This is a genomic window from Streptomyces sp. NPDC056503 (genome assembly GCF_042794995.1).
Classification (GTDB): domain Bacteria; phylum Actinomycetota; class Actinomycetes; order Streptomycetales; family Streptomycetaceae; genus Streptomyces.
This window is the reverse complement of record NZ_JBHTST010000004.1, coordinates 110,336-123,037: the sequence shown is the minus strand read 5'-3', so window position 1 is coordinate 123,037 and position 12,702 is coordinate 110,336. Positions and strand designations below refer to the sequence as shown.

10 protein-coding genes are annotated in these 12,702 nt (G+C 71.0%); 8 read left to right on the top strand and 2 right to left on the bottom strand.

The features are described from left to right. The first annotated feature begins 241 nt into the window (after positions 1-241). The 5 genes from ACFQ8C_RS02310 (at position 242) to ACFQ8C_RS02290 (ending at position 5,677) form a co-directional block, all read left to right on the top strand. Positions 242-910, top strand: coding sequence for an ABC transporter ATP-binding protein (locus ACFQ8C_RS02310; RefSeq protein WP_383451410.1), 669 nt, complete (start codon positions 242-244; stop codon positions 908-910). Between the two features lie 232 nt (positions 911-1,142). Beyond that, positions 1,143-3,692: an ATP-binding protein gene (locus ACFQ8C_RS02305; protein ID WP_383451402.1), complete on the top strand. Its 2,550-nt coding sequence runs from the start codon at positions 1,143-1,145 to the stop codon at positions 3,690-3,692. 98 nt (positions 3,693-3,790) lie between these two features. Continuing rightward, entirely contained in the window at positions 3,791-4,477 is a 687-nt protein-coding gene (locus ACFQ8C_RS02300) for a response regulator (protein WP_189955327.1), read from the top strand. 45 nt (positions 4,478-4,522) lie between these two features. Then, positions 4,523-4,921: an OB-fold nucleic acid binding domain-containing protein gene (locus tag ACFQ8C_RS02295; RefSeq protein WP_383451400.1), complete on the top strand. Its 399-nt coding sequence runs from the start codon at positions 4,523-4,525 to the stop codon at positions 4,919-4,921. Positions 4,922-4,924: 3 nt separating this feature from the next. Continuing rightward, entirely contained in the window at positions 4,925-5,677 is a 753-nt protein-coding gene (locus ACFQ8C_RS02290) for a DUF3159 domain-containing protein (RefSeq protein ID WP_383451398.1), read from the top strand. Positions 5,678-5,794: 117 nt separating this feature from the next. On the opposite strand, the gene ACFQ8C_RS02285 is transcribed toward ACFQ8C_RS02290, so the two are convergent. Next, a complete protein-coding gene (locus tag ACFQ8C_RS02285; protein WP_383451396.1) occupies positions 5,795-6,469 on the bottom strand; it encodes a potassium channel family protein in 675 nt (224 codons plus the stop codon). Continuing rightward, complete coding sequence (locus tag ACFQ8C_RS02280; protein ID WP_383451394.1) at positions 6,469-7,137, bottom strand: potassium channel family protein; 669 nt, start codon at positions 7,135-7,137, stop codon at positions 6,469-6,471. Before ACFQ8C_RS02280 ends, ACFQ8C_RS02285 begins: the two co-directional genes overlap by 1 nt. A 234-nt stretch (positions 7,138-7,371) precedes the next feature. On the opposite strand from ACFQ8C_RS02280, the gene ACFQ8C_RS02275 reads away from it, so the two are divergent. The 3 genes from ACFQ8C_RS02275 (at position 7,372) to ACFQ8C_RS02265 (ending at position 12,034) form a co-directional block, all read left to right on the top strand. Continuing rightward, positions 7,372-9,423 carry an APC family permease gene (locus ACFQ8C_RS02275; RefSeq protein ID WP_383451392.1) on the top strand — a complete coding sequence of 684 codons (2,052 nt, stop codon included), beginning with the start codon at positions 7,372-7,374 and terminating at the stop codon, positions 9,421-9,423. A gap of 76 nt (positions 9,424-9,499) precedes the next feature. Continuing rightward, positions 9,500-10,828 (top strand): class I SAM-dependent RNA methyltransferase, encoded by a 1,329-nt coding sequence (locus tag ACFQ8C_RS02270; protein WP_383451390.1) that lies wholly within the window; start codon positions 9,500-9,502, stop codon positions 10,826-10,828. A gap of 327 nt (positions 10,829-11,155) precedes the next feature. Next, positions 11,156-12,034, top strand: coding sequence for a transporter (locus ACFQ8C_RS02265; RefSeq protein ID WP_383451388.1), 879 nt, complete (start codon positions 11,156-11,158; stop codon positions 12,032-12,034). Positions 12,035-12,702 lie beyond the last annotated feature (668 nt).

Here is a 12,702-nt window from a genome sequence, read left to right as displayed (position 1 = left end):
CGCACGACGTACGGGCGGCGGCCCACCGGCCTTTCGTCGTCCCCCTACGGGCCCTCCCGGTGTCCGGAGTCCGGGGCCGGGCGTCCGGAGACCGGGGTCGGCTCCGGGTTCCCGGCTCTGGTCTCGGCGGTGGCGGCCGACCATACTGGTGTGCGCAGGTGTTCGAGGAGGGGGACGCAGGGTGAGCGAGAACAGCACGCGGTCCGCGACGGCCGTCGCCGAGGACCCGGCCGGGGGGCCGATGATCCGGGTCGAGGAGCTGCGCCGTACCTTCGGCGAGGGCGAGGCCGCCGTCCACGCGCTCAAGGGCGTCTCCTTCGAGATCCCGCGCGGTGAGCTGGTCGCCCTCAAGGGCCGCTCGGGCTCCGGCAAGACCACCCTGCTCAACCTCATCGGCGGTCTCGACAGCGCCGACGGCGGCCGGATCCTCATCGACGGCACCGACCTCTCCACCCTCGGCGAGGACGGCCTGCTGGAGCTGCGCCGGGACCGGATCGGCTTCATCTTCCAGTCCTTCGGCCTGCTGCCCATCCTCTCCGCCGCCGAGAACGTCGGCGTCCCGCTGCGGCTGCGCAAGACGGACCCCGCCGAGCGGGAGGAGCGGGTCGCCCTGCTCCTCGCCCTGGTCGGCCTCGCCGACCACGCCAACCAGCGCCCCGGAGAGCTCTCCGGAGGCCAGCAGCAGCGGGTCGCCATCGCCCGCGCCCTCGCCAACAGGCCGGCCCTGCTCATCGCCGACGAGCCGACCGGCCAGCTCGACGCCGAGACCGGCCTCGCCGTGATGGAGCTGCTGCGGGCCGTGGTCCGCAGCGAGGGCTGCACCGCCCTGGTCGCCACCCACGACCACCAGCTCCTCGGCCTCGCCGACCGGGTCCTCGAACTCCGCGACGGAGAGATAGCCGAAGCCTGAGGCCCGAGCCCGAGGCCGAAGCCTGAGGTCGAAGCCCGAGGTCCGAGCCTGAGGTTCGAGCCCGAGGCCGACGGTGGCCCGCCCCCGTCCGACAGCCTCCGCCGACAGCCCGGCCGCCCGCCGATCGCCCGCCGGGCGGGCCTGGCCGGCGGGCATCAGGATCACGTCAATACCGCACCGGGGTGATCCTCCGGGTGCGGAATGTCCGATCGGCCGGACGTATGGTCGGTCCATGGGACGTGGCAAGCTTCGGATCTACCTCGGCGCGGCGCCCGGCGTCGGCAAGACGTACGCGATGCTCGCCGAGGCCCACCGCAGGGTGGAGCGCGGCACCGACTGCGCCGTCGGCTTCGTCGAGCACCACGGCCGGCCGCGCACCGAGGTGCTGCTGCACGGTCTGGAGCAGGTGCCCCGCCGCGAGCTCGAGTACCGCGGCGCCGTCTTCACCGAGATGGACGTCGACGCCGTCCTCGCCCGCCGCCCCGCCGTCGCCCTCGTCGACGAGCTCGCCCACACCAACGTCCCCGGCTCGCGCAACCCCAAGCGCTGGCAGGACGTGGCCGAGCTCCTCGCCGCCGGCATCGACGTCGTCTCCACCGTCAACATCCAGCACCTGGAGTCGCTGGGCGACGTCGTCGAGGCGATCACCGGCGTCCGCCAGCGCGAGACCGTCCCCGACGAGATCGTCCGCAGGGCCGACCAGATCGAACTCGTCGACATGTCGCCCGAGGCGCTGCGCCGCCGCATGGCCCACGGCAACGTCTACACCCCCGACAAGGTCGACGCCGCCCTCTCCAACTACTTCCGCCCGGGCAACCTCACCGCCCTGCGCGAGCTGGCCCTGCTCTGGACCGCCGACCGGGTCGACGAGTACCTCCGGCAGTACCGGGGCGAGCACAACATCCGCTCCACCTGGCAGGCCCGGGAGCGGATCGTCGTCGGCCTCACCGGCGGCCCCGAGGGCCGCACCCTCATACGGCGCGCCACGAGGCTCGCCGAGAAGGGCGCGGGCGGCGAGGTCCTCGCCGTCTACATAGCGCGCAGCGACGGCCTCACCGCCGCCTCGCCCAAGGAGCTGGCCGTCCAGCGCACCCTCGTCGAGGACCTCGGCGGCACCTTCCACCACGTCATCGGCGACGACATACCGACCGCCCTCCTGGAGTTCGCCCGGGGGGTGAACGCCACCCAGATCGTCCTCGGCTCCAGCCGCCGCCGCACCTGGCAGTACGTCCTCGGTCCCGGCGTCGGCCAGACCGTCGCCCGCGAGTCGGGGCCCGACCTGGACGTCCACATCGTCACCCACGGCGAGGTCGCCAAGGGCCGCGGCCTCCCGGTCGCCCGCGGCGCCCGCCTCGGCCGCTCCCGGATCCTCGGCGGCTGGCTCGTCGGCGTCGTCGGACCGATCGCCCTGGCCCTGTTCCTCACCCACACCGAGGCCGACCTCGGGCTCGCCAACGACATGCTGCTGTTCCTGGCGCTCACCGTCGGCTCCGCCCTGCTCGGCGGCTTCCTGCCGGCGCTCGCCTCCGCGGCCGTGGGCTCCCTGCTGCTGAACTGGTTCTTCACCCCGCCCATCCACCGGATCACCATCGCCGACCCGCTGAACATCGTGGCCATCGCCGTCTTCTTCGGCGTCGCCATGGCGGTCGCCTCCGTCGTCGACCTCGCCGCCCGCCGCACCCACCAGGCCGCCCGGCTGCGGGCCGAGTCCGAGGTGCTCTCCTATCTGGCGGGCAGTGTGCTGCGCGGCGAGACCAGCCTCGACGCCCTCCTGGAACGGGTCCGGGAGACCTTCTCCATGGGGTCCGTCGCCCTCCTGGAACGAGCCGACGGCTCCGAGCCCTGGACCCGGGCCGCCGCCGTCGGCCCGCACCCGGCGCTCCGGCCCGAGGACGCCGACGTGGACATGCCGGTCGGCGACCACCTGGCCCTCGCCCTCACCGGCCGGGTGCTGCCCGCCGAGGACCGCCGGGTGCTCGGCGCCTTCGCCGCCCAGGCCGCCGTCGTCCTCGACCGGCAGCGGCTCGTGGGCGAGGCCGAGGAGGCCCGCAAGCTCGCCGAGGGCAACAAGATCCGCACCTCCCTCCTCGCCGCCGTCAGCCACGACCTGCGCACCCCGCTCGCCGGCATCAAGGCCTCCGTCACCTCGCTCCGCTCCGACGACGTCGAGTGGTCGGAGGAGGACCGGGCCGAGCTCCTGGAGGGCATCGAGGCCGGCGCCGACCGCCTCGACCACCTCGTCGGCAACCTCCTCGACATGTCCCGCCTCCAGACCGGCACCGTCACCCCGCTGATCCGCGCCGTCGACCTCGACGAGGTCGTCCCCATGGCCCTGGGCGGGGTGCCGGACGGCAGCGCCGAGGCCGACGTCCCCGAGACCCTGCCGATGGTCGAGGTCGACAAGGGCCTGCTGGAACGGGCCGTCGCCAACATCGTCGAGAACGCCGTCAAGTACAGCCCCGAGGGCGTCGCCGTCGCCGTCGCCGCCAGCGCCCTCGGCGATCGCGTCGAGCTCCGGGTCGTCGACCGGGGCCCCGGCGTCCCCGACGAGTCCAAGGACGGCATCTTCGAGCCCTTCCAGCGCTTCGGCGACGCCCCGCGAGGCTCCGGCGTCGGCCTCGGTCTCGCCGTCGCCCGCGGCTTCGTGGAGGCCATGGGCGGCACCCTCAGCGCCGAGGACACCCCGGGCGGCGGCCTCACCATGGTCCTCACCCTGCGGGCCGCCGCGGGCGGCGCCCCGCCGCCACCCGCCGCCGAGCTGCCGGCCCACACCATGGGCTGAGCCCGCGCCCCGCCCCCGTACACCGCGGAAGAACCCCGCACCCAGCTCCGTACAGCAGCCCGTACCCAGCTCCGCACAGCAGAAGGAAGGCCCCCGACATGACCCGGGTCCTCGTGGTCGACGACGAGCCGCAGATCGTCCGCGCCCTGGTGATCAACCTCAAGGCGCGGAAGTACGAGGTCGACTCCGCCCCCGACGGCGCCACCGCCCTCAAGCTCGCCGCCGAGCGCCACCCCGACGTCGTCGTCCTCGACCTCGGCCTGCCCGACCTCGACGGCGTCGACGTCATCAAGGGGCTGCGCGGCTGGACCCGGGTCCCGATCATCGTCCTCTCCGCCCGGCACACCTCCGACGAGAAGGTCGAGGCGCTCGACGCCGGCGCCGACGACTACGTGACCAAGCCCTTCGGCATGGACGAACTCCTCGCCCGGCTGCGCGCCGCCGTCCGCCGCGCCGAACCCGTCGGCGGCGCCGAGGACGGCGTCGTCGTGGTCGAGACCGAGGACTTCACCGTCGACCTCGCCGCCAAGAAGGTGCACCGCGACGGGCGGGACGTCCGCCTCACCCCCACCGAGTGGCACCTCCTGGAGGTCCTGGTCCGCAACGGCGGCCGCCTCGTCAGCCAGAAGCAGCTCCTCCAGGAGGTCTGGGGGCCCTCCTACGGCACCGAGACCAACTACCTGCGGGTCTACATGGCGCAGCTGCGCCGCAAGCTGGAGACCGATCCCTCGCACCCGCGCCACTTCGTCACCGAGCCGGGAATGGGATACCGCTTCGAACGTTGAGACGGGCCCGTTCCCGCACCGGCCGCGGCCGGTACGCTTTTGGGTATGAGTGCCGCACCCCGTACCGACAGGCCGGCAGGCCGGTTCCGCCGGATGCTCGACCGCCTCTCCTCCTCGCCGGAGGACCTGGAGTCGGAGGAGCTCCAGGAGGACACGGCCGCCTCGGGCTGCACGCGGATCACCGACTGTACCGACCGCGAGATAGTCAAGGTCACTGGTACCTTGCGCACGGTCACACTGCGCCCCAGGGCCGGTGTCCCGGCCCTGGAGGCCGAGCTGTTCGACGGCACCGCGCCGCTGGACGTCGTCTGGCTGGGCAGGCGCTCCATCGTGGGCATCGAGCCGGGCCGCAAGCTGATCGCCTCCGGCCGGATCTCCATGAGCCACGGCCGACGGGTCCTCTTCAACCCCAAATACGAGCTCCGACCGCTCGGACAGGAGTAGCCGGTGACGTCCGTCGACAAGCCGACCACCGCACCGCCGACCCCGGACCAGGACGCCCGGACCGACAGGGCCGTGACCGAGGCCGCGCTCTTCGAGGCGTTCGGCGGCGTCCGGGGCATGGTCGAGACGGTCCTGCCCGGGCTGCTCTTCGTCACGATCTTCACGATCAACAAGAACCTGCAGGGCTCGGCCATCGCCGCGCTCGCCGTCTCGCTCCTCCTGGTCGCCGTCCGGCTGATCCGCCGCGACACCGTCAAGCACGCCTTCAGCGGTGTCTTCGGCGTCGCCTTCGGCGTCGTCTTCGCGATGATGACCGGCAACGCCAAGGACTTCTACCTCCCCGGCATGATCTACACGCTGGGCCTCGGCCTCGCGTACATCGTGACCACGCTCGCCGGCGTCCCGCTGATCGGCCTCATCCTCGGCCCGGTCTTCAAGGAGAACCTCTCCTGGCGGACCCGGAACCCGGGACGGAAGAAGGCCTACGCGAAGGCCAGCTGGGCCTGGGGCCTGATCCTGCTCGCCAAGTGCGCGATCCTCTTCCCGCTGTACTGGTGGGCCGACACCACCCAGCTCGGCTGGGTCCTCGTCGCCCTGAAGATCCCGCCCTTCCTGCTCGCGGTCTACCTCACCTGGGTCTTCCTCGCCAAGGCGCCGCCGCCGATCGACGTCTTCGCCGAGATGGAGGCCGAGGAGAAGGCCGAGAAGGAGCGCGAGGCCGCCGCGCGCGCCGCTCGGCAGGGGCCGGAGGCGTAACGATCCTCACGGGGATTCCCCCGGGAGCTCCACGGGGAAGGGCCCGGGACCAGTGATGGTCCCGGGCCCTTCCCCGTTCACGCGTCGGCCGACTACGCCGGTTCACGCGTCGGCCGACTAGTCCGCCGACTCCCGGCGGACCTGGAGCAGCTCCTCCAGCTGCTCCTCGCGGGCCTGCGCCGCCACGAACAGCAGCTCGTCGCCGGCCTCCAGGGTCTCCTCGGGGCTCGGCGTGAGCACCCGCGAACCGCGGATGATCGTCACCAGCGAGGTGTCCTGCGGCCAGGCGACGTCGCCCACCTGCGTACCGGACACCGCCGACTCCGGCGGCAGCGTCAGCTCCACCAGGTTGGCGTCGCCGTGGCTGAAGCGGAGCAGCCGGACCAGGTCGCCGACGCTCACCGCCTCCTCCACCAGGGCCGACATCAGGCGCGGGGTGGAGACGGCCACGTCCACGCCCCAGGACTCGTTGAACAGCCACTCGTTCTTCGGGTTGTTCACCCGGGCGACCACCCGGGGCACCCCGTACTCGGTCTTCGCGAGCAGGGAGACGACCAGGTTCACCTTGTCGTCGCCGGTGGCCGCGATGACCACGTTGCAGCGCTGGAGCGCCGCCTCGTCCAGCGAGGTGATCTCACAGGCGTCGGCGAGCAGCCACTCCGCCTGCGGCACCCGCTCCACCGAGATGGCGGTCGGCGCCTTGTCGACGAGCAGGACCTCGTGGCCGTTCTCCAGGAGCTCGCCGGCGATGGAACGGCCCACCGCGCCCGCGCCCGCAATCGCGACCCGCATCAGTGACCGCCCTCCTCGGGGCCTTCGGCGAAGGCCGCCTCGACCTTGGTGATCTCGTCCGTCCGCATCATCACGTGCACCAGATCGCCTTCCTGGAGCACCGTCTGCGAGCTGGGGATGACCGCCTCGCCCAGCCGGGTGAGGAAGGCCACCCGCACACCGGTCTCGTCCTGGAGCCGGCTGATCTTGTGGCCGATCCAGGCGGAGGAGGTGTGCACCTCGGCGAGCTGGACGCCGCCGCTCGGGTCGCTCCACAGCGGCTCCGCGCCCGAGGGCAGCAGCCGGCGCAGCATCTGGTCGGCGGTCCAGCGGACCGTCGCCACCGTCGGGATGCCCAGACGCTGGTAGACCTCGGCGCGCCGGGGGTCGTAGATCCGCGCCGCCACGTTCTCGATGCCGAACATCTCGCGGGCCACCCGGGCCGCGATGATGTTGGAGTTGTCACCGCTGCTCACCGCGGCGAAGGCACCGGCCTCCTCGATCCCCGCCTCGCGCAGGGTGTCCTGGTCGAAGCCGACGCCAGTGACGCGCCGGCCTCCGAAGCCGGAGCCCAGGCGGCGGAAAGCCGTCGGGTCCTGGTCCACGACGGCGACGGTGTGGCCCTGCTGCTCCAGGGTCTGCGCGAGAGCGGCTCCCACTCGCCCGCAGCCCATGATGACGATGTGCACGTCCCCTTACCCCGCACTCCTGATCGCCTTGCTGACCTGCGAAAACACCCTGCTCACAACTTTCCTCACCCGATCGGCCCGGGCCGTGGCGGACAACGCCCTGCCGGGTTGCCCGGTCCGAGCTTAAGCGGCAACGCTGGCCGCGACCGCATCAGAGGTGATACTCAGGGAGATTCGGTGCCGATCGGGGGTGCCGGTGCGCGTGGCTGTTTTCGAACGCTTACGATCCTCTCCGTGTCCAAACTGACCGACGTGCCCAAACGGATCCTGATCGGGCGGGCCCTGCGCAGCGACAAGCTGGGCGAGACCCTTCTCTCCAAGCGGATCGCACTCCCCGTCTTCGCCTCCGACCCGCTCTCGTCGGTCGCGTACGCGCCGGGCGAGGTCCTCCTCGTCCTCTCCGCCGCCGGTCTGTCGGCCTATCACTTCAGCCCGTGGATCGCGCTGGCCGTCGTCGTCCTGATGTTCACGGTCGTCGCCTCCTACCGCCAGAACGTGCACGCGTACCCGAGCGGCGGCGGCGACTACGAGGTCGCGACCACCAACCTCGGGCCGAGGGCCGGACTCACCGTCGCGAGCGCCCTGCTCGTCGACTACGTCCTCACCGTCGCCGTCTCGATCTCCTCGGGCATCGAGAACCTCGGCTCCGCCGTCCCCTTCGTCGTCGAGCACAAGGTCGCCTCGGCCGTCGCCGTGATCGTCCTCCTCACCCTGATGAACCTCCGGGGCGTGAAGGAGTCCGGCAGCCTCTTCGCCATCCCGACGTACGTCTTCGTCTTCGGCGTCTTCTGCATGATCGCCTGGGGCGCCTGGCGCGGGCTCGTCCTCGACGACACCATGAAGGCCCCCACCGCCGACTTCGAGATCAAGCCGGAGCACCCGGGGCTCGCGGGCTTCGCCCTGATCTTCCTGCTGCTGCGCGCCTTCTCCTCCGGCTGTGCCGCCCTCACCGGCGTCGAGGCCATCTCCAACGGCGTCCCCGCCTTCCGCAAGCCGAAGTCGAGGAACGCCGCCACCACCCTCGCGCTCATGGGCGGCCTCGCCGTCACCATGTTCTGCGGCATCATCTTCCTCGCCCAGGCCACCGACGTCCGGATGGCCGAGAAGCCCGCCGAGGACCTGCTCCAGAACGGCGTCCCGGTCGGCGAGGGCTACGTCCAGGACCCGGTCATCTCGCAGGTCGCGGCCGCTGTCTTCGGCGACGGAACGTTCTTCTTCATCCTGCTGGCCGCCGCCACCGCGCTCGTCCTCTTCCTGGCCGCCAACACGGCGTACAACGGCTTCCCGCTCCTCGGCTCGATCCTCGCCCAGGACCGCTACCTGCCGCGCCAGCTGCACACCCGCGGCGACCGGCTCGCCTTCTCCAACGGCATCGTGCTGCTCGCCGGCGCCGCCGCCCTGCTCGTCGTCGTCTACGGAGCCGACTCCACCCGCCTCATCCAGCTCTACATCGTCGGCGTCTTCGTCTCCTTCACGCTCAGCCAGATCGGCATGGTCCGGCACTGGAACCGGCACCTGCGGACCGAGCGCGACCCGGCCAAGCGCCGGCACATGGTCCGCTCGCGCGCGATCAACGCCTTCGGCGCCTTCTTCACCGGCCTCGTCCTCGTCGTCGTCCTCGCCACCAAGTTCACCCACGGCGCCTGGGTCGCCCTGCTCGGCATGGTGATCTTCTACGTGACGATGACCGCGATCCGCCGCCACTACGACTCCGTCTCGGCGGAGATCGCCGCCGCCGAGGAGCGCCCCGACGAGTACGTCCGCCCCTCCCGGGTCCGCTCGATCGTCCTCGTCTCCAAGCTCCACAAGCCCACCCTCCGGGCGCTGGCGTACGCGAAGCTGCTGCACGCCAACCAGCTGGAGGCGCTGACCGTCAACGTCGACCCGGCGGAGACCAAGGCGCTCAAGGAGGAGTGGGAGCGGCGCGGCATCAACGTGCCGCTGAAGATCCTCGACTCGCCGTACCGCGAGATCACCCGGCCGGTCATCGAGTACGTGAAGAACCTCCGCAAGGAGAGCCCGCGCGACGCCGTCTCGGTCTACATCCCCGAGTACGTCGTCGGCCACTGGTACGAGCACCTGCTCCACAACCAGTCCGCGCTCCGCCTCAAGGGCCGGCTCCTCTTCACCCCCGGTGTGATGGTCACCTCCGTCCCCTACCAGCTCCAGTCCTCCGAGGCGGCGAAGCGGCGGGCACGGAAGCGGCAGGACTGGAACGCGCCGGGAGCGGTCCGCCGCGGTCCGGTCGAGAAGGCCAAGAAGGAACCGACGGGGAAGAGCAACTAGACTGGTGGGCTGCTGTGCGAACAGCGGCCCCCTTCTCCTCCCTTCCCTCCCCTACTCGCCTACGGAGTCCCCGATCATGCAGAACACCCCTGTGAAGTCCCTGATCGGGGAGGAGTACGAGGTCGAGGTCGGCCCGGTGGCCCACGGCGGCCACTGCATCGCGCGTACGGAGGAGGGCCGCGTCCTCTTCGTCCGCCACGGACTGCCGGGCGAGCGCGTCCGGGCCCGCGTCACGGAGGGCGACGAGACCAGCCGCTTCCTGCGCGCCGACGCCGTCGAGATCCTGGACGCGTCCAAGGACCGCATCGAGGCCCCGTGCCCCTTCGCCGGCCCCGGCAAGTGCGGCGGCTGCGACTGGCAGCACGCCAAGCCGGGCGCCCAGCGCCGCCTCAAGGGCGAGGTCATCGCCGAGCAGCTGCAGCGGCTCGCGGGCCTCACCCCGGAGGAGGCCGGCTGGGACGGCACGGTCGTCCCCGCCGAGGGCGACAAGCTGCCGGCGGGCGAGGTCCCGCAGTGGCGCACCCGCGTCCAGTACGCGATCGACGCCGAGGGCCACGCGGGCCTGCGCAAGCACCGCTCGCACGAGGTCGAGGTCATCGACCACTGCATGATCGCGGCGCAGGGCGTCTCCGAGCTCGGCATCGAGGCCCGCACCTGGGAGGGCATGGCCGCCGTCGAGGCGATCGCCGCCTCCGGTTCGAACGACCGCCAGGTCATCCTCACCCCCCGCCCCGGCGGCCGCCTCCCGCTCGTCGAGCTGGACAAGCCGGTCTCCGTCATGCGCGTCGACGAGAAGGACGGCGGAGTCCACCGCGTCCACGGCCGCGCCTTCGTCCGCGAGCGCGCCGACGAGCGCACCCACCGCGTCGGCAGCGGCGGCTTCTGGCAGATCCACCCGAAGGCCGCCGACACCCTCATGAAGGCCGTCATGCAGGGCCTCCTCCCGCGCAAGGGCGACACCGCCCTCGACCTCTACTGCGGCGTCGGCCTCTTCGCCGGCGCCCTCGCGGACCGCGTCGGCGAGGCGGGCGCCGTCCTCGGCATCGAGTCCGGCAAGCGCGCCGTCGAGGACGCCCGCCACAACCTGGCCGCCTTCCCGCGCGTCCGCATCGAACAGGGCAAGGTCGAGTCGGTCCTCCCGCGCACCGGCATCACCGAGGTCGACCTCATCGTCCTGGACCCCCCGCGCGCCGGCGCCGGCAAGCAGACCGTCCGCCACCTCGCCGGCCTCGGCGCCCGCCGCATCGCCTACGTCGCCTGCGACCCGGCCGCCCTCGCCCGAGACCTCGGCTACTTCCGCGAGGCCGGCTACCGCGTCCGCACCCTGCGGGCCTTCGACCTGTTCCCGATGACCCACCATGTCGAGTGCGTCGCGATCCTTGAGCCCGCCGAAAAGGGCCGCTGACCTGCAAGTTTGACGAGTGTGCATTATGGGCGTTACGTGCGTTACGGGCGATATCTTGACGTATATCTGACGCACGTGACGCACGTTTGACGCACGGCTGACGCACGCCCCGCTCGTCCGCTGACGTCCTGTCAGCAGCGGAAAGCCGCCCTTCCAACCGGTGTAACAGTCCGGTCGGAAGGGCGGCTTTCTGCTGTACGCGCCCCAGAGCCCCATCTCCCTCGCCGCGTTTGCCTGCATCGGCGGTCGAGCACGCTCCGTAGCGGCACAACGGGCTGGAAATATGCCTGCAGCTTCATGTGTTGGAGGCGACCACGGAATGGGGAGGTGTCGGAACTGCGGTTGTTCCAGACCATGGACAGGGGCGTGAGCGAGCTCGCACCCCGGCTTGCCACGGCCGAAGCGGACGTGCAGCGCGTTGTCGAGGCAGACATGGAGGCGTTGTTGGGGGTCCGGTTCCTGGCATCCGAATACAGCACGGGCCCTGTTCACGCTGGCCGAATCGATTCGCTGGGGCTCGACGCGAACGGGGCGCCCGTCGTGGTTGAGTACAAGCGCGGCACGGATCCGGGTGTGATCAACCAGGGGCTCTTCTATCTGAGCTGGCTGGTAGATCACCGCAGCGAGTTCGAGCACCTGGTCCGTGACAAGCTCGGGGCGACCGTCGCGGCCCAGGTGCTCTGGAGCGGACCCCGATTGATCTGTGTGGCCGGCGACTACACCCGCTACGACCTCCACGCCGTACGTGAGCATCGGCGCAGCATCGATCTGGTCCGCTACCGCTTTTTCGGCAGGGACCTTATTGGCCTTGAGACTGTAGCCACGGCCGCAGGACGGCCAATGCGCGGCAGGCGGGTGCAGCACACCGGACTGGCTGGCATGGGACCGGAGCGTCTTGTGGAGCTGGCGGCAGCGGCGGATGAGGTGCTCCTCCGCCTTGGCGATGGCATCACCAAGGTGCAGCGCAAGCACTACAGCGCCTACCGGCGGCTGCAGAATTTCGCGAGCATCTGTCCTCCCCAGCGGACCAAGGTCCACGTGTACCTGTCGCTTGACCCGGCCAATATCGACCTTGTCCCGGACTTCACCAGGAACGTGACGGGCTTGGGGCACCATGGCACGGGCGATCTGGAGGTACGGCTGCGCACAGAAAGGGACCTTGAGCGTGCGCAAGACCTATTTCGCGCCAGCTACACGGCGGCGTGATAGTCCAGGCCACGTGCAAGCGAATCTGCAGTCGGATGGGCGTCATTCGGGGGCGTAGTCGTGAGTGTGCCTCTCGATGGGCGGGCAGATGGTGGCGGTGGAGATATCCATCTTCCGGAGATTCCCCGGTTAGGCTAACCGGGGAATCTCGGCTACATTTCGCCGCGCATGCCGTTCCGGCACCGTCTATCCGTACATCCAGGTCAGCCGTTTTCCGCGGGGACACCGTCCCGAGGCCGGTCGCGGGCTGCGGGTGGCGACCCGGCTTCAGCGGGAGTAAGCGTGGGGCGCGGGCGTGCGATCGAGGGCGGGATCAACCACCGGCTGCCGGTGTCGGCCTCTGCCAGTACCTGTGCGGATGAGGCGAGGTCTCGCCTACGGGGGATACGGCGAGACCTCGCAAAACGACGCTACGTCGTAGGCATTCTTCCGGTCCAGCTCTCCGAGGCGACGCTGTTCTCTGCTCGCAGAGCGGCGGGCAGCCAGGTGGGGGCCAGGCCGCGCCGTCGGTCGACAGGCGGGATCCGAGGCCGCCAGCGCGACCACCTCGTCCATGGGGTGGCCGAATCTGCACCTGACCAGTAGGAACCCGGTGATCACGCTAGAAGGGCAAAGACCTCCAGGATGCCCAGTTTGCCTCTTGCTGTCAGTCCTGCCCACTAAGATTC

Excerpts from the sequence above, each read along its gene's own strand:
- ACFQ8C_RS02310 (WP_383451410.1), top strand. The coding sequence starts at position 242 with ATGATCCGGGTCGAGGAGCTGCGCCGTACCTTCGGCGAGGGCGAGGCC.
- ACFQ8C_RS02305 (WP_383451402.1), top strand. The coding sequence starts at position 1,143 with ATGGGACGTGGCAAGCTTCGGATCTACCTCGGCGCGGCGCCCGGCGTC.
- ACFQ8C_RS02300 (WP_189955327.1), top strand. The coding sequence starts at position 3,791 with ATGACCCGGGTCCTCGTGGTCGACGACGAGCCGCAGATCGTCCGCGCC.
- ACFQ8C_RS02295 (WP_383451400.1), top strand. The coding sequence starts at position 4,523 with ATGAGTGCCGCACCCCGTACCGACAGGCCGGCAGGCCGGTTCCGCCGG.
- ACFQ8C_RS02285 (WP_383451396.1), bottom strand. The coding sequence starts at position 6,469 with ATGCGGGTCGCGATTGCGGGCGCGGGCGCGGTGGGCCGTTCCATCGCC.
- ACFQ8C_RS02270 (WP_383451390.1), top strand. The coding sequence starts at position 9,500 with ATGCAGAACACCCCTGTGAAGTCCCTGATCGGGGAGGAGTACGAGGTC.